The sequence below is a fragment of the Mesorhizobium sp. AR10 genome, assembly GCF_024746795.1.
Classification (GTDB): Bacteria; Pseudomonadota; Alphaproteobacteria; order Rhizobiales; family Rhizobiaceae; genus Mesorhizobium.
This window is the reverse complement of the sequence record NZ_CP080524.1, coordinates 2,000,878-2,017,464: the sequence shown is the minus strand read 5'-3', so window position 1 is coordinate 2,017,464 and position 16,587 is coordinate 2,000,878. Positions and strand designations below refer to the sequence as shown.

The 16,587-nt window shown below is 62.6% G+C and carries 10 protein-coding genes; 6 read left to right on the top strand and 4 right to left on the bottom strand.

All coding sequences use genetic code 11. The features are described 5' to 3' along the window. Nucleotides 1-18: 18 nt before the first annotated feature. Complete coding sequence (locus LHFGNBLO_RS13245) at nt 19-2,286, bottom strand: caspase family protein (protein ID WP_258607981.1); 2,268 nt, start codon at nt 2,284-2,286, stop codon at nt 19-21. Between the two features lie 164 nt (nt 2,287-2,450). On the opposite strand from LHFGNBLO_RS13245, the gene LHFGNBLO_RS13240 reads away from it, so the two are divergent. The 5 genes from LHFGNBLO_RS13240 (at nt 2,451) to amrB (ending at nt 10,778) form a co-directional block, all read left to right on the top strand. Then, nucleotides 2,451-4,652 (top strand): caspase family protein, encoded by a 2,202-nt coding sequence (locus LHFGNBLO_RS13240; RefSeq protein ID WP_258607979.1) that lies wholly within the window; start codon nt 2,451-2,453, stop codon nt 4,650-4,652. A gap of 105 nt (nt 4,653-4,757) precedes the next feature. After that, a complete protein-coding gene (locus LHFGNBLO_RS13235; protein ID WP_258607977.1) occupies nt 4,758-5,135 on the top strand; it encodes a hypothetical protein in 378 nt (125 codons plus the stop codon). Next, nucleotides 5,132-5,842: a hypothetical protein gene (locus tag LHFGNBLO_RS13230; protein WP_258607975.1), complete on the top strand. Its 711-nt coding sequence runs from the start codon at nt 5,132-5,134 to the stop codon at nt 5,840-5,842. Before LHFGNBLO_RS13235 ends, LHFGNBLO_RS13230 begins: the two co-directional genes overlap by 4 nt. Nucleotides 5,843-5,874: 32 nt before the next feature. Beyond that, the gene (locus LHFGNBLO_RS13225) at nt 5,875-8,880 is read left to right on the top strand and encodes a caspase family protein (RefSeq protein ID WP_258607973.1); all 3,006 of its coding nucleotides are present in this window, start codon (nt 5,875-5,877) and stop codon (nt 8,878-8,880) included. Nucleotides 8,881-9,044: 164 nt separating this feature from the next. Next, nucleotides 9,045-10,778 carry an AmmeMemoRadiSam system protein B gene (amrB, locus tag LHFGNBLO_RS13220; RefSeq protein WP_258607971.1) on the top strand — a complete coding sequence of 578 codons (1,734 nt, stop codon included), beginning with the start codon at nt 9,045-9,047 and terminating at the stop codon, nt 10,776-10,778. Between the two features lie 54 nt (nt 10,779-10,832). On the opposite strand, the gene LHFGNBLO_RS13215 is transcribed toward amrB, so the two are convergent. Both LHFGNBLO_RS13215 and LHFGNBLO_RS13210 read right to left on the bottom strand, forming a co-directional pair. Next, on the bottom strand, nt 10,833-12,635 hold the full coding sequence (locus LHFGNBLO_RS13215; protein WP_258607969.1) for an MORN repeat-containing protein: 1,803 nt from the start codon (nt 12,633-12,635) through the stop codon (nt 10,833-10,835). A 191-nt stretch (nt 12,636-12,826) separates the two neighbouring features. Beyond that, nucleotides 12,827-13,906, bottom strand: coding sequence for a trypsin-like serine peptidase (locus LHFGNBLO_RS13210; protein WP_258607967.1), 1,080 nt, complete (start codon nt 13,904-13,906; stop codon nt 12,827-12,829). Nucleotides 13,907-14,304: 398 nt separating this feature from the next. Between LHFGNBLO_RS13210 and LHFGNBLO_RS13205 the strand changes: the two genes are divergently transcribed. Then, nucleotides 14,305-15,396 (top strand): S1 family serine peptidase, encoded by a 1,092-nt coding sequence (locus tag LHFGNBLO_RS13205; RefSeq protein ID WP_258607965.1) that lies wholly within the window; start codon nt 14,305-14,307, stop codon nt 15,394-15,396. 97 nt (nt 15,397-15,493) lie between these two features. On the opposite strand, the gene mgrA is transcribed toward LHFGNBLO_RS13205, so the two are convergent. After that, nucleotides 15,494-16,540 carry an L-glyceraldehyde 3-phosphate reductase gene (mgrA, locus tag LHFGNBLO_RS13200; protein ID WP_258607955.1) on the bottom strand — a complete coding sequence of 349 codons (1,047 nt, stop codon included), beginning with the start codon at nt 16,538-16,540 and terminating at the stop codon, nt 15,494-15,496. Nucleotides 16,541-16,587 lie beyond the last annotated feature (47 nt).

Here is a 16,587-nt window from a genome sequence, read left to right as displayed (position 1 = left end):
GACAAACCGCGGGTTTTGCTACTGTTTCTGCCTGACAAAGACGATATCGCCGCCTTCATGGCCGGAGCGCTCGATCGGGCGGTATTGCGGCTCCTGGTCGGCATTGCCGACAACCAGCGGCAGGATATAGCCATCATAAAGCTCCCGTGCCGAAAAGGCATCATGGTCCATGTCCTCCAGCCCGGTCAGCAGCGCCTTGGCAAAGACAGAGTGCCCGCCGCCGCCCGTGTGCTCGACTGGCTCGTTGTTGCCCGACGAAATCAGGATACGGGTGCGCCGCTGGGCGAGCCGGAGCAGCGCGCGCTCACGGTCATCGTCGCCGATCTTTGGCGCCGTCTCGCCACCGCCGCGCAACAGCGCGCCGGAAAAGCAGGAATCGGAAATGATCACCACCTTGTTGGCCTGCATGCGCTGGATCGCTTCTGAAATCGTCGAGGCCGACAGATAGCTGATCGGCACACCGGCCTCGGCATCCACCGGAACCCAGAAAGCGATCGTGGTCTTTTCCTCATAGATGCCGTGACCGGCAAAGTAGATCAGCACCGTGTCCTTCTCACCGGCGACGAGGCCGATCTTGTAGAGCAGCGTCTCGATGTCGTGCCGGGTCGCATCCTTGAGGAACAGCGGAAAGCTGGCGCCACCAGGCATTTTCGCTTCGGTGACGAAACCGTATTTGCCGGTCAGCAGGGCAGCAAGCGCATCGGCATCTGCGAACGGCGTCCGCAGCATGTCGAAGCCGGTGCGGGCGCGGTCGTAGTCCTGGTTGGCGACAATGACGGCGTAGCGCGTGCCTTCGCCTTCAAGTGCCTGCCTGTCGCCCTCGAACAGGAATTCCAGCCGCTTCTCATGTGTCCGCCCGTCGGCGGTCAAGGCGACGATCTCGACGGTGTTGAGCCCGGCCTTCAGCTTGGCGTTGTAGGTAAAGCGGCTGTCGCGCTTGAGTTCGGCGATCTTGCCGTCAACCAGCACCGCCTTGGCCGGCGAAGACCAGTTGACCTGGCCTTCGATCTCGACCTCCGCCTTTTCCATCGCCGCGGCACCCCGCTTCGGCGTCGGCCTGAAGATGACGATCGGATCGACCTGCGGCAGGCTGAGCGAGCCGTTCAGGAACAGGGCGAACTCCGGGTCAGTGGATTCGACGCGGTATTGCTGGCGCGTGTTGCCTTCGGCCGCGGGCAGTTTCTTCAGGCTTTCCGCCATCGCCCGCACCGTCACGCTGTTCTCGTTCTGGATGACGTTGGCCAGACGGAAGGTGAAAACCCCATAGGTGGTTTTGGCGCCCTCTTCGCCGAAGGTGAATTCTATCGATTGCGAGTCACCGATACTGGCATAGAACACCGCCAACTGGCCGTGGTTCGGCTGCAACTGCGTAACGGCAATATAGTCGTTCGCGGGCGCCGAGGCGCTTTCATTGCCGGTATCGAGGCTCCATACCGTGCTGCCGCCAACCTTTTCCTGGAGGCCGGTGATGTCGGCCTCGGAGGCATAGCTCGTGTCGACGGTCACCGCCACATCGACCTGCCGGTTGCGCAGATTGGTGATGAAATCCGACATGTCATGCGCCGAGATCAACTCGACGACGCCGTCTTGCTGCTTGTTCAGGGCGAGGAACAGGCCGGCATTTTCGATCCAACCGATCGCCTGGGTCGATTTCCGGCCCTGATTGACCAGATCGGCTTGCCAGATGTCCTGGATCGAAATGTCCTTGAAGGGTTCGCGCACGTTTTGCGGGATGAGGCCGTCGACCAGATCGCGGCCGCGAACGGAATTGCCGCCAAAGTGGAGCAGCAGCCGGTCGCCGCAATTGACGCGTCCCAGCGTCCCCTTGAACATCTTGGCAAGCTCGGTTCGGCTGGCATAGCGGCCGATCATCAGGGCGACGTCGTCGTCGGCGACGCCGCGCGCGACAAGCGAGGTGTAGAGCAGCCTGACGTCATTGTCCGGCCCTTGCAGCAGAGGGAACGGATCGCCAGAATTGGTCGAGCCGATCAGCACGGCATGCATCCTGGAAGGAACCGAACGATCGCATTTCGGCGCTGCAATCGTCTCGGCCGCATAGTCGACGAGCGGCGTAACGGCGCCCGGTATATACGCCAGCAGATACTCAAAGTAGGTGTCCGCTGCTTCGATCGCCAAAGGAGCGGATTGTTCAGGCGCTTTGCTGACCGTTAGTCCAGAATAGGCGGATCCGGCCGGCGCGATTGCCGCGAGCGCCACCACAAACAGCGACACGATCAGCCATCGCCGGCTAATCCCATGTTTCCATGACAGCGACCGGCGCGACATGGTAACCTCCCACCCAAAACCCGTATCGCAACGATAGTGTTGATCGGGCATGATGGAAATGAGGCAAATGCCGATTGCGATCGGCGCGCAACATTCAAAATACTGACAAAATCCTCGGCGAGGGTTGCGGCGCTTGGAAATTCGATCGGGCTTGGGGAAGCGACATGATCAAACTGACACGACGGACGCTGCTTGTCGGCGCGTCCGCGCTGACGGCAGCCGGCACGCTATCGTTCCGAACCTTCGCCGCCTCGCGCACTTACCATGCGCTGCTGGTTGCCTGCACCGACTATCCGGCCCTGCCTAAGAAGAACTGGCTGATCGGGCCGAAAAACGATGCCGTTCTGGTGCGCGACTATCTCACGAAGAACACACCCGACCCGGTGAAGTTCACAGCGGAAAACATCACACTGCTCGCCAAGGATGTCGAAGGCGCCAACGGCCCGCCGACACATGCGACGATCCTGGCAGCGCTTGCCGATCTGGCCGCCAAGGTCCAGCGCGACGATTTCGTCTATCTGCATCTGTCCGGCCATGGCGCGCAACAGCCTGCGGCAAAGAAGGGCGACGAGTCCGATAACCTCGACGAGATTTTCCTCCCTTCCGACATCGACAAATGGGTCAACCGCGAAGAGGGCGTGCCGAATGCGCTTGTCGACAACGAGATCGGCGCGGCACTCGACGCCATCCGCGACAAGGGCGCCTTCATCTGGGTCGTGTTCGACTGCTGTCACTCCGGCACGGCGACGCGCGCCGCCGAGGTCGACGACGAGATGGAGCGCAAGCTCGAGTTCGCCGATCTGGTCGGTGGCGACGAGGCGGCCAGGGCCGCAGCCGTGAAGTCCTATGACGACATAACGGCCGGCGCATCGCGCGGCTTCGACGAGAATGGCGCCCGCAAGCCCGCCTTCAGCCTGGCGCCGACCGGTGCCGAGCCAATCACCAGAGGCAAGCTGGTCGCCTTCTATGCCGCACAGACGGTCGAGACGACGCCTGAGATGCCACTGCCCAAGGGCGTGGCCGACGCGCAGCGATTCGGTCTGTTCACCTTCACCATCCTGTCGAAGCTGGCCGAGAACCCCGACGTCACCTATCGCCAGCTCGGCCAGGCCGTGCTGCAGCAATATTCGGCCGACAGCCGCACACGGCCGACGCCGCTGTTCGAGGGCGAGCTCGACGCGCGCGTGTTCGGCACCGACAAAACCGACGCGGTCATGCAATGGCCTGTTGTCATCAAGGACGGCGAGGCGACGATCGGCGCCGGGCTGCTGCACCGCCTTACCCCCGGTAGCAAGCTCGCCATCCTGCCTTCGGCGCTGTCGCAGCTTTCCGATGCGCTCGGCTATCTGGAAGTGCAATCGGCAAAGAACCTGGAAAGCCGCGTCAAGCCGGTCGAATTCGACAACAAGCCGGCGCTGAAGCTGGCCGACATCCCGGCCAATGCCTATGCGCGGCTCGCCGAGCTCGCTGTCGACTACAAGCTCGCGGTGGCGCGGCCGGCACCAACCGACGGACTTGAGAAGGAGACGGCGCTGGTCAATTCGGTTCTCGACGAGTTGGCCGCCAAAGCGGGCAGCGGTTTCCAGATCGCGCTGGTCGAACCCGGCACGAGCGCCGACCTGCGGCTCGCCGTATTGCGCGAGAATGCCATCGCCGGCGCTGCTGCGGACGCGACCGACAAGCCAGCACTATGGTTCCTGCCGGCCTCGGGCGACATGACGCTGAAGGACGGCAGCAAGCCGCCCCTGATCATCATCCATCCGGACGACCGCGAGAAGCTGATCAGTGCTACGGCGAAGAACCTGACGACGATCTTCCGCGCCACCGGCCTGTCCAGGCTCGCCGCCGCTTCCGACTATCGACCGGAAGAGGTCAGCGTCGAATTCCAGATCAAGCGTCAGGGCAGCGACACGCTCGAGCCGCTCCAGGCCTCGACCGTGCCGCGCGTTTCCCCTGGAGACGAGGTGCATGTCATCGCCAACAATGGTTCGACGGATCTGGTCGATATCAACGTGCTCTATGTTGGCAGCGACTATTCGATCACCCATATCGTTGCCGAGCGCCTTGCGCCGCAAGCAGCGCTGAAGGAGGGCTTGCTCGCTTTCACGGACACCAGCTTCGGCATGGAGCGGATGATCGCCGTTCTGACCGAAGCGCCACCGCAGAGCGAGAAGGAGGATCTGGGCTTCCTGGCGCAGGACGGGGTGCCGTCGGCGACACGCGCGGCTGGTGGATCCGGCTTCTCCGGCATGCTGACCGACATCGGCATGGCGCCGGCGACACGCTCGGTGATGCGGCTTGCCGACAAGAGTGGCCCGAAGGGCGCGGTGATGATCTTCCCGATGGAGACGGTGCCGCGCGCCTGAGCAACCGGCATTGCCGTGACGACCGCTGCGCGGGCATGATATGTGAACATTCTCGGTCGCAGCGCCGTAGCGCGAAGCGACCGGACGCAACAGATGAGGACGTTCGTGAATATCCCAGTGCTTTCCTGGCGCGCAACAGTCGCCGGGCTTGTTGCCTGCCTGTTGGTCGCTAATGCCTCGGCGGACGAAGCCTGCGGCCTGTGCGCAAAGCAGATTGTCACCAATTCCGAGTTGGCAACCTGCTTTCTCGACCAGTACGACCAGATCGCCAAAACCGGCAACGGCGCCGTCGTGGTCGATCTCAGCAGCTGCGCCTCGCGCGGCGTTGTCGAGCCCTTGCCATCACCCAACAAGGCGCCTCCAGAGCCGGACGTGCAGTTCATGATTTCGCGCACGCAGCTTGATTGTCTGAAAAAGAAGCTGGAGGCGCCCGGCATCGTGCTGGATCCGTCCGCCACCATCGAACTGGACAGCTGCGGATGAAAAAACCGGGGGGCAACGCAACACAACAGGCGCTGACAGCGCAAGCGCCGGCACCGGCCAGGAAGCCGGTGACCCTGCCCGAGACCACCGAAGGTCTTCCGTGGCCGAGCGCCCACGAGATCAAGAAAGAATCCAACCCCTTCACCGATCCCGACTGGCGCATGTTTATCTATGCCTGGTCGGGGTTGGCTGTGCGCCTGGCGATCATTTTCACCTTGATGTTCTCGATCTTCCAGTTTCTCGCAAACCAGGACCAGAAGCGCGTCGAGCAAACGATGTCGCTGGTCGAGCTTTGGGAAAGCAAGGATTTCCAGCAAGCACAACGGGCACTCAAGGAGCGGCTGGCGGCGCTAAACGCCAAATACGACAATCTGCTCAGCGCCAATCCGACGCCGACCGAGGAACAGGTATTCAGGCAGCGCATCGGCATCGAGGCGATGACGGCAAGTGGCGGCGACATGCCGCTCGCCGATTTCAGCGACAATTTCGACCGCGTCGTCTATTTCCTCAACCGCCTCTCCATCTGCGTCGACGGCAAGCTGTGCTCGCGCGAGGTCGCCGACGCCTATTTCCGCGACTATGCCGTTTCCTTCTGGAGCTATTTTGCCGGCTACATCAGCAAGGAGCGCCAGGCCGGTTCTTCCAATTTTGCCGCGGCGATCGAGAGCTACGTGCGCCAGGGGCCGCCTCCGGCTCAGACGAAATAGCGCGGGACATCATGCCGGGCGGCTCACCTCTCATGCGCGCTCTCAGATGGCTGCTCATTGCCGGGGGTTTTGTCATGGCGTCGGCCGTTCACGCCGAAGACGCGCTGGATTTCCACCTCGATCTCAATACCGGCGGGCACAGTGCGCAAGTCACCGACCTTGCCTTCACGCCGGATGGCCAGAAACTGGTCTCTGCATCGAACGACAAGACCATCCGCATCTGGGACTGGCAAAGCGGGGTGAGCCTCCGCACCATCCGCGGTTATCAGGGCCAAGGCAGCGACGGCAAGATCTTTGCCGTCGCGGTGTCGCCGGACGGCCAGACGATCGCCGCCGGCGGTTATTTCGGCGCCAGTCTCGGTGACAAGCCGCCCTATGGCGATATCAGGCTGTTCGACATCGCCACCGGCAAGATCAAGGCCGTGTTGAAAGCCGCCGACTACGCGATATACGACCTCGCCTTCTCGGCGGACGGAAACACCCTGGCTGCCGGCGGCGCCGACGGCGTCGTCTATCTGTGGCGGCCCGACGACAGCTCCACCGCCGGCTGGATGCTAGACCGGAAACTCGACGCCGATTCCTGGCATGTCGACAAGCTGGCCTTCGCCGCTTCTGGAACGCGGCTGGCGGCGGTGACCACCGACAACGGTATCCGGCTCTGGGACCTCTCCAAGGGTGAGGAGATCGCGCTGCCCGCGGAGGCCGAGCCGCTGAGGGACATCAGCGTCATGGCGCTCGCCGTGTCGCAGGACGGCAGCCTGTTCGCCACCGGCAGCAGGGACGGGCTGGTCCAGCTCTGGCGCGCCGCCGATGGCACGCTCGTCCGCGCCATGCCGAAGCAGGATTTCCTCATCGGCTCGCTGACCTTTGCCTCGGGCGCGCGTCTGGTCGCTTCCTGCGCCTACCGCTGCGCCGACAAACATCGCTCGGTGGTCTGGAATACGGACAGCGGCGAAGCCGTGCTCGACTACCGCGACCATGACGGCACCGTTTTCGCCAGCACCGCCAATGCCGACGGCTCGCTGGTGGCGACCGCGGGCGGTACCCGCAACGCCATCCAGGTCTGGGACCCCGCGACCGGCGAGCGCAAGGCACTGCTGCAGGGAGTGGGCGAGCCGGTGACGGCGGTCGGCATCGATGCGGCGAACGGAATCATCGCCTGGGGCAATGCCAATCCATGTCCCGAGCGCGTGTCCTGTCCGGAACTGCAGGGCGCGCTCGACAGGATGCTGGCATTGCCAACGGCGGATCGTTTCTTCGACAGTCCGCAACCGGCGATCGAACAGGAAGCTTATGCGCGCGCGGCACTGGACGATGGCCAATGGTCGCTTCGAGTCGCACCAGGCGGCAAGGACGGGCTCGAAAATGCGGTGCTGGAAATCGCCAATGACGGCAAGCGGGTGCGCAGCATCGAGAACGACGCCACCAACGGCTTCGTCCACTCGGCCTACACGCTGATCGACAGCGGGCTTGGCCTGATCACCGGCGGCAATGACGGAACGCTGCTTGAATACAGGACCGCGACCGCGCGGGTATCCGGCGAATTCACCGGCCATACCGGCGAGATCCACGCCATGGCTGTTTCGGAAGAGGCCGGATTGTTGGTCACAGGCAGTGCCGACCAGACATTGCGGCTGTGGAATCTGAAGACGCACAGGCTGATCGTCTCGATGTTCTTTGCCGGCTCCGAATGGATCGCCTGGATGCCGCAGGGCTATTATTATTCTTCGGACGAAGGTGACAAGCTTATCGGCTGGCAGGTCAACCAGGGCCGCGATCGCGAAGGCCGCTTCATCAGCGCCGGACAGCTGAAGAAATATTTGTGGAGCCCGGAAATGGTGCGTCGTGCAATCGTCCTGCGCAACGCCGAGCAGGCGGTCGAGGAGATGCGGCCGGGCGTCGACCACGAACTGCAGAAACTGCTGCAGCGCAAGCCGCCGGATTTCGGCATCCGCCTTGCAGCGGACCAGAGCAATGTCCGCGACGGCTATGTCGCCGTCGAAATCACCGGCGCCAGGGAAGCCGTCGCCGACATTGCCGGTTTCTCGATCCTGTCGAACAGCCGCAATGTCGGTGATTTTACCGCACGCGCGGTCGATGGCGGCAAAAGCACCATCGTCGAAGTGCCGGTCGAGGACGGTGAAAACACCATCCGCATCACCGGCACCACCGAATTCGGCTACCTGACCGAGCGCAGCGTCACTGCACTGGCGAAGAAGGCTGAAAAGGTTGGGAACAAGGGCAAGCTCTATGTCGCAGTCATCGGCGTCGACAAATATCCTTTCCTCACCGACGCCTGCTCGGGCCGCGCCTGCGATCTGCGCTACCCGGTCGCCGACGCGACGGAATTCCTCAAGGTGATCACTCAGAAATCGGCGCCGCTGTTCTCGTCGATGGAATCGCTGGTGCTGGTCAACCGCGAGTCGCTGGACGAAGCGCCCGACAGCGGCAAAGACGTGTTCCGGGTCGCGAGCGCCGATAGCGTTCTGGAGCCTGACGCGGACACGATCGACGATCAGCTCGCCGATTTCCTCGACAGGCCGGGCGAGAACGACACCACCATCATCTTCGTCGCCGGCCATGGCATCAACATCGACGAGGACTATTATTTCATCCCCACCGACGGCCGCAAACAGGACGCCGAGCGGTGGAAGCGCTCCTCGCTGGTCGACTGGTCGAACATCCAGAAGTCGGTCGAGCGGGCCAAGGGCATGCGCTTCATGCTGCTCGACACCTGCCATGCCGCCAACGCCTTCAATCCGCGCCTGGAAAAGGACGCGCAGGACGCGCGCATCGTCGTCTTCTCGGCCACCGCCGCCAACAACACCGCTGCCGAGTTGCCCGAACTCGGACACGGCGTCTTCACCTATTCGATCCTCGATGGCCTGCGCGGTCGGGCCAAGACCTCAGATGGTGGCGTGACGCTGTTCGGTCTCGCCGACTATATCTCGCGCGAGGTCATGCGGCTCACCGCCTCGCGGCAGAAACCGTTCTACTATGTCGGCGGCGTGGAGAACATCGTCCTGGCCGAGCCATGAGGTTGAAGCTGCTGAGGCTTATGCCCGTCATCGCCCCCCTCTGTCCTGCCGGACATCTCCCCCTCGAGGGGGGAGATCGGCTTTCATTTCTGCTTTCGCCAATCTTCAACGTTGCAGGATGGGCGGCAAGTTCAAAGCCGCCACTCTCCCCCCTTGAGGGGGAGATGTCCGGCAGGACAGAGGGGGGTGTACAAGCGCATCGGACCGCAGCGAAACAGCTGGGCGCGATCGCTGCAATAGTGTTCCTCCTGCTTCTCCCTCTTCACGCCTTCGCGGCACCTGTCGCCTGCCCGCCGGGCAACGAAAACTTCGCCTCTTTTTATGAGGACGCGGCGCTGTTTCGTGACGCGATAGCCAAGGTGGCCGATATCGAACCCTCCAACCAGCGGCTGACCGGCATCACCGTGCCGCACCATCTGCTGGTGGCTGATCTTGTGGCGCTGGGTTTCCAGGCAGCGTCCGGCTTCCGCTACAAGCGCATCGTCATCCTGTCGCCGGACCATTTCCACAAGACACAAAAACCGTTCGCCACCACGATACGCGGCTTCGACACCGTGCTTGGCGAGGTCACGGTCGATGTCGAGGCAGTGCGGCGGCTGGAGACCGACGGCGACATGGTCGAAGACTCGTGCCTGTTCGCCAGGGAACACGGCGTGCAGGCCATGCTGCCCTTCCTGCATCACTATTTTCCCCAAGCGAAGGTCGTGCCGGTGGCGATGTCGGTCAAGGCACGCCGCGGTGACTGGGACAGGCTGGCGGAGGCCCTGAAAGCGACCGTCGACGACGAGACGCTGATCGTCGAATCGACTGACTTTTCGCACTATCTGCCCCAGCACGATGCGCGCCGCTTCGACCAGCAGACGCTGAACATCCTGGCCGCCGGCTCGCTGGACGGCATCGCGGCGCTGCGCCAGCCGGATCACGCCGATTCGGTCGGCGCGCTCTATATCCAGACCAAGCTGCAGCGGGCGCTGTTCGGGGCAGGGCCACTGGTCATCGCCAACGAGAATTCGCAAGCGCAAACCACGGACTATGTCGAGCGGACCACCAGCTACGTCGTGGCATTGTTCGGCGCCTTCGGACCCGGCTTCAACAATCCGGCCCGGACGAAAGACAAGATCTACTACTTCGCCGGCGACGTGAATTTCGGCCGCGCCATGAGGAAGGTCTTGCTCCGCGACGGCGTCGCTGATCGGATCGTTGAAAACATCCTGGCATTGACCGGATCGCGGCCGCTGATCGTCAACCTCGAAGGCGTCGTGCTGCCCAACGTGCCGGAAGCCATCGACGACATGACATTGGCGATGCCGCAGGGATTGGCGGTCGACATGCTGAAGAAACTCCATGTCGCCGGTGTCGGCCTCGCCAACAACCACGCCTTCGATCTCGGGCCATCGGGCTATGCCGAGACGCTGCGCGCGCTGGACGAGGCCGGCATCCCTCATTTCGGCCAGGGCGAGGCGCTGGCCCTTGCCGATCTCGACCTTGTCGGTCTGACCGACATCGACACCAACGGCTCGAAGAACACCGACCTGCTGACATCAGCTTTGCTCGACCGCCTGGTGGGCGGAAACGCCGAACGTCCGCTGGTCGCTTTCGTCCACTGGGGTCGTGAATACAAGACCGAACCGTCGGCGCGTGAAACCATGCTCGCCGACCAGATGCGACTGCGCGGTGTCTCGGCCATCGTCGGCAGCCATCCGCACGTGTCGAGCGAAGCGATCCTTTGGCTCGGCGGCGGCGACGTAGCGGAAGTCTATTCGCTGGGCAATTTCCTGTTCGACCAGAGCGCCGAGCGCTCGTCGGGATCGATGCTGGAATTGCGGGTCTTCGGCCAGGGTACGATCTTCGCCCGGCTCATCCCGCTGCCCAACTATTTCGAGATGGGCCGCCAATAGGAAGCGCAGGAACCTACCGTTTGCAGGCCGGCGTCAGCTGAATCTCAACATACCCTAACAGCCGGCCATCTCGCGCGGCAGGTAGCAGGCCGCCGGTTCGGTCTTGGTCAGAAACAGCGATTCCTTCGGCCGGAAATAGAAGAAGGTGACCGGCTTGCTCTCGCGCACGCTGCCATCGGTGAAGTGGGCAGCGATGCTGAAGCGATGGATGGACGACATCGACGACCACATCTTCAGCCGTGCCGTATAGGCGCTGATGTTCTTGTTGCCGCGCACCGGCATGGGAATGGCATAGTCCTGCTTGCCGATCTGGAATTCGATGTTCTGATAGCGCATCGCTTCCGGCGTGCCGCCGCCACCGTCGCCGCATTCGGCCATCGATTCCGGAATCTCGAATACAACCAGGGTCATCGACACGCGAAACGGCTCGCTCTGCTGCCAGACCTGGCCCTGATCATCCGTCCAGGAATAGTCGAACTTGCCGACGGCATTGACCGTCATTGCCTGGTTGAGGTTGCCGAGATAGTCGGCGACCTCACCGAACTTGATGTTGTTGGTGAGCTGGCTGCGGCAGACGTTGAGGGCATCGGCAGACTGGCAGGAAAACCGTCCGGTCTCGAGGCTCGCCGTATCGACCCCTGCCTCGGTAAGCGCGTCCTTGATCGACACGTCGGCGCCCTCGCCGACAGTGCCGATATCCTTGGTGAACATGCGGCTGGGCTCGCCGCTCGGGTTGCCCTCCTCGTCGAAGGTGGTGAACTGGAACGACATCTTCATGTCTTTCGCGTCGCCCCAGCCATTGTTGACGATCGAGAAATCGGGCCGGAAGCCGACACAGCCGAAATGCTCGATCAGCGATAGCATCGGCTTGCGATAGGCATCGCTGGCGGCAACCTTCATTTCGAGACTGTCGAGCTTGACCCTGGATTGGTCGGTCGTCTTGAGGTCAACCTCGGCGAAGGCCGGCGCTTGCTCCCAGTCCATGCCTTCGTAGACATTGCTGGTGGTGATCTGACCGGCGCCGTTCCAGCTGTTGTTGTATTCGTCCGAGGTGGGGTAGATCGCGATGTCTTCGTCGCGCACCAGATGCTGGTATTGCATGTCCGACTGCTGCGTCATGCGCTGGTCGACCGCCACGCCGATCTCGACCTTGTCGGCGGCGCCGCCGCCGGCCTGGGCCTTGAGCAGACCACCCACCCTTGCATCGGCCAGCACATCGGGACGCGAGCCGCCAATCTCCTTGCCCATCACCCATTCAGACTCGTAGACCGTGCCACCGGCAAGCCGGGTGCGCCCCTTGCCATTCTTCAAACCATCGACAAATGAGCCAGCAAAGATTTCGCCGGTCTTCGACAAGTAGCGTCCCTCGCCATTCGGCACGCCAGCGCGGAAATCACCCTCATAGCGATTGCCGTCGGCATCGATATGGATGCCGCTGCCGTCGAGTTCACCGGCAACCCAATGACCCTCGAGAACTTCACCCGAACGGAGCTCGAGCCGGCCAGCCCCGTTGGGCCGGCCATTCCTGATCTCGCCGAAATAGCTCGAATAGACGGTCTTGGGGTCGTAGCTCGCCGAGCCGCGCACCCGCCAGACCAGCCGGCCCTTGCCGTTGACGGCACCATCCTCGGCGATCGTCCGGTCCGGCGACTGGCCAGCCGCCGGTTCCCAGACGAAGTCGAGGTTTTTCTCCGGATGGAAGTCCCACACCCGCACGTTTCTACGTAGGACCGAGCGCGTTTCGCTCTGGTAGAGGATTTGCACCCGTTCGGCCCAGGCGCCGCTCAGCGGCGCATCGCCCTGATTGGCCAACGCCGGAAGATAGGTCAGCGCAGCCAGCATGGATGCGGCCGCCATCGCCCTGATCCCGAAGATCGTCCCTGCCCGCGCCATCGTCTCCAACCCCTTGGACGGCCTAGCGTAAGCGCCGATGCCAACGGGCGCAAGTGAGCAGCTCCGAACAAAAAGCCGGCGGCGGGAACGTCCCGCCGCCGGCTTTCTTGATTTTTGGTTTCTCGCCTTCTTTCGTGGCGAACTACCGTCAGGATTTATTTGTACAGGCTGTTGATCCACTGCACATTGACGGCATTCAAACGCACGGCGGTGTTCGCGTCGGGGCTTTCGGCCACGTTCACACCGGTGATGACCCGCTGCTTGGCGCCGTTGTCATAGGCATAGACCGAGCTGCCGCTCGATCCCGGAAACGTGTCGCAGTCGTACTGGAAATACTCCGCGGCGATGTGTTCGGCACGCACTTCGCAGGTCGCCTTCCACATCGTGCCCATCGGCTTGTCGCCGGGATAGCCGACGATGTTGGCGGTGAAGTCGCCAAGATCTTCATAATTGGCATAGCCCAGCCAGCCGAGGTTGGTCCCGACATCCTGCTTCAGCGTGACAATGCCAAGATCCCACAGGATGACCGAACCGTAGTAACCCTGATAGTTGTCGACGAAGCCCTGGAGGATATAGGCGCTTTCATAGGTGAAGGCGCCGAACGGTGCGTCGTCGGCCGTGTTGCCATTGAGGCCCGGCACGAACAGGATATCCTCAAGCCAGGCCTTGTCTTCGTGGCTGTAAAGACAATGCGCCGCGGTGAGCACCGTGCGTGGGCCGATCAGCGTCGCCGAGCAGCTTCCAAAGCCGGTCTTCGATTTGCCTTCGAGATAGCCGATCGCGGTGAACGGGTAGGTCTTGGTGTTCTTGATCTGCTCGCGATCATCCGTCCCGAACACCTGGCGGCCGGCTTCTTCGCCACCGGTCAGCCCGGTGTCGCCGGACTTCTGTCCGTCGGCTGGCGCATTCATTTCCTTGATGACAAGGCCCTTCAGCGTTTCGCTCGGGTCGATCTTGATGTCCTTGCCATCGGCGGAACGTCCGACGATGCCGTAGGACTTGACCGCCGTTGCCTCGTCGGTCAGCGGCGCTGCACGGCTGGCTTCGTCTTCGGTCAGTTTTGGCGGGGCGATCGGTTTGGCCCGGCCAGGCTTGTAGTCGCCCGATGTCACATCGCGCATGCTTTCGCCGTTGCCGGCATTCGCAGAGCCTGGATCGGCGGCGAAGGCGGGCATCGCCCACATTGCGGTGGAAAGCAATGCGGACGCAATGATGGTGTTTGTCAGTTTTGTCATGGTGAGACTCTCCCAAAAGTCAGCAAGGAGTGGATCAAAATACAGAAATATTGTCGAGATCGTGGTGGCGCCAAAAAATCAGTTTGGTTACTCATCCGCACCTGATCATTATCCCATGCGGCCAATCGGGACCCCGCCAAAACACCCGCTTCGATATACTGCCTAAAATATTCCAACATTGGCAATGACAAATCGCTTCCACGTAGCCCGTGGGGGGCTATAGGGTTTTGAGCGGGTTCTGCTCGCGGGCACGATTAGCAAAAGTGGCATTCGGTTTTATGACCGATCGCGCACGCCGATCCATTTGGTTGGCGCGTTCCGGTCACCGAACCGGTTCCACTTCAGCCGATCATGCGCCGGGCTGACCTGTCAGGGAACATTCGTCTCAGGAGGTTCAGGTGAAAATCATCCATCGGTTCAGGCCGATCGCAGCAGCACTGCTGTTCGGCATCGCGGCAGCCTTTCCGGCCATCGACACCATCCATGCGGCCGATGGCGCCGTCAGACCGGAAGCGGCGGTCTCGCCGATGAAACGCGTGGCCGAAGCCAGGGCAAAGGCCGCGGCCGAGAACCCCGACGGCGCCGATCGCGTCTACGGCGGCAAGGAGGCCGAGAAAGGCGCCTACCCGTTCCAGGTGGCGCTGCTGACCACCGACAGGCTGGATGCGAATCCGGCTTCGCAGGCGAACGCGCAATTCTGCGGCGGTAGCCTGATCGCGCCGCAATGGGTGCTGACGGCGGCGCACTGCCTCAACGACAAGGGCAGGCCGATTCCGCCGGACGTGGTCACCGTGCTGACTGGCGCCACCGATCTCAGCGAAGGCAAGCGCTACAAGGTGGTGGAGGTCATCGTCAACGAAAGCTACAGCGAGCAGACGCTGGACAACGACATCGGCCTGCTCCGGCTCGCCGAGCCGGCCGATGCGCCGACCATCAAGATCACCCGTGAGGCGACACCCGACACCGGCAAGACGACGGTGATCGGCTGGGGCAAGATGCAGGATGGCACTTTTCCCACGACGCTGATGGTGGCCGATCTCGATCTGGAGCCGAGCGCAACCTGCAACAGCGGCATCAAGGCCATCTATGCGCGTGACCTCAAGGCAGCGCTGAGCGATCTCTCACGCCGCATGCGCTATTCTGAAAAGGGTATCGAGGCGGCCGCCAACGCCATTGCCGCCGACATGTCCGATCCGTTGACCAACAACATGATCTGCGCCGGCACCGCCAGCGGCGAGCGTGATGCCTGCAATGGCGACAGCGGCGGGCCGCTGTTCATGACCGGCGCCGACGGTCCGGTACAGGTCGGCGTCGTCAGCTGGGGTGAAGGTCCTGCCGACGGCACTGCCGCCTGCGGCCACAAGAACGCCTTCGGCATCTACACGCGGTTGTCCAACTACACCGGCTGGATCGAGGAGAAGATGAAGACTCCGGCGCCCGCCGCGCCCAAGGCCGGCCTCGGTACACTTCAGAAGCCGGCCAAGCCCTGAATACTCCAAGCCACTGAAAACGGAAACGGCGGGAGCAATCCCGCCGTTTCCGTTTCGATGATTTGCCGGCTATGCGTTCGAGTGCACTCGGGCCCGCCTATTTCCGCGGCGGACCTTTGCGCTCCGCCGACGCCGCCCACAAATTGATGTCGGACTCGCGCGCGTAAGTATCGATCTCGGCGAGCTCGGCATCGCTGAAATCGAGCGTCTTCAGCGCACCGACGCAATCCTCGACCTGTTCCGGCCGGCTGGCGCCAATCAGTGCCGAGGTCACCCGGCCCTTGCGCAGCACCCACGCCAGCGCCATCTGCGCCAGCGTCTGGCCGCGGCGCCCGGCGATCGCGTTCAGCGCCTTGATGTTGGTTATGGTCTTCTCGTTGATGAACGCCTGGCGCAGCGACTTGCCCTGGCTGGCGCGGCTGCCTTGCGGAATCCCGCCGAGGTATTTGTCGGTCAGCATGCCTTGCGCCAGCGGCGAGAACACGATCGAGCCTACACCGAGCCCCTCCAGCGTATCGAGCAGGCCATCGTCCTCGACCCAGCGGTTAAGCATCGAATAGCTCGGCTGATGGATGACGCAAGGCGTACCGAGCTGCTTCAAGATATCGGCGGCCTCGCGCGTGCGCTGCGAATTGTAGGACGAGATGCCGGCGTAAAGTGCCTTGCCGGAACGCACCGCATGGTCGAGCGCGCTCATCGTCTCTTCCAGCGGCGTGTCGGGATCGAAGCGGTGCGAATAGAAGATATCGACATAGTCGAGCCCCATCCGCTTCAGGCTCTGGTCGAGGCTGGCCAGCACATATTTGCGCCCGCCCCATTCGCCATAGGGTCCCGGCCACATTTCGTAGCCAGCCTTGGTCGAGATGATCAGCTCGTCGCGGTAGCCGGCAAAGTCCGTCCGCAGGATCTCGCCGAAGGCCGTCTCCGAAGAGCCGGGCGGCGGGCCGTAATTGTTGGCGAGATCGAAATGCGTAATGCCGAGATCGAAGGCCTTGCGCGCGATCGCCTGCTTGGTCTTGTGCGGCGTGTCGTCGCCGAAATTGTGCCAAAGCCCGAGCGAGATCGCCGGTAGCTTCAGGCCAGATCGCCCGCATCTGTTGTAGACCATTTTCTCATAGCGGTTTTCAGCCGGCTGCCAGCGCATAGGTTCATATCCCGGGTTTGAAAGGAATCGACGCGAACGCGCCGATC

Bases quoted from the DNA above. Each gene is read 5' to 3' on its own strand.
- LHFGNBLO_RS13245 (WP_258607981.1), bottom strand. From the start codon at position 2,286: ATGTCGCGCCGGTCGCTGTCATGGAAACATGGGATTAGCCGGCGATGG.
- LHFGNBLO_RS13240 (WP_258607979.1), top strand. From the start codon at position 2,451: ATGATCAAACTGACACGACGGACGCTGCTTGTCGGCGCGTCCGCGCTG.
- LHFGNBLO_RS13230 (WP_258607975.1), top strand. From the start codon at position 5,132: ATGAAAAAACCGGGGGGCAACGCAACACAACAGGCGCTGACAGCGCAA.
- LHFGNBLO_RS13225 (WP_258607973.1), top strand. From the start codon at position 5,875: ATGCGCGCTCTCAGATGGCTGCTCATTGCCGGGGGTTTTGTCATGGCG.
- amrB (WP_258607971.1), top strand. From the start codon at position 9,045: ATGTCCGGCAGGACAGAGGGGGGTGTACAAGCGCATCGGACCGCAGCG.
- LHFGNBLO_RS13215 (WP_258607969.1), bottom strand. From the start codon at position 12,635: ATGGCGGCCGCATCCATGCTGGCTGCGCTGACCTATCTTCCGGCGTTG.
- LHFGNBLO_RS13210 (WP_258607967.1), bottom strand. From the start codon at position 13,906: ATGACAAAACTGACAAACACCATCATTGCGTCCGCATTGCTTTCCACC.
- mgrA (WP_258607955.1), bottom strand. From the start codon at position 16,540: ATGCGCTGGCAGCCGGCTGAAAACCGCTATGAGAAAATGGTCTACAAC.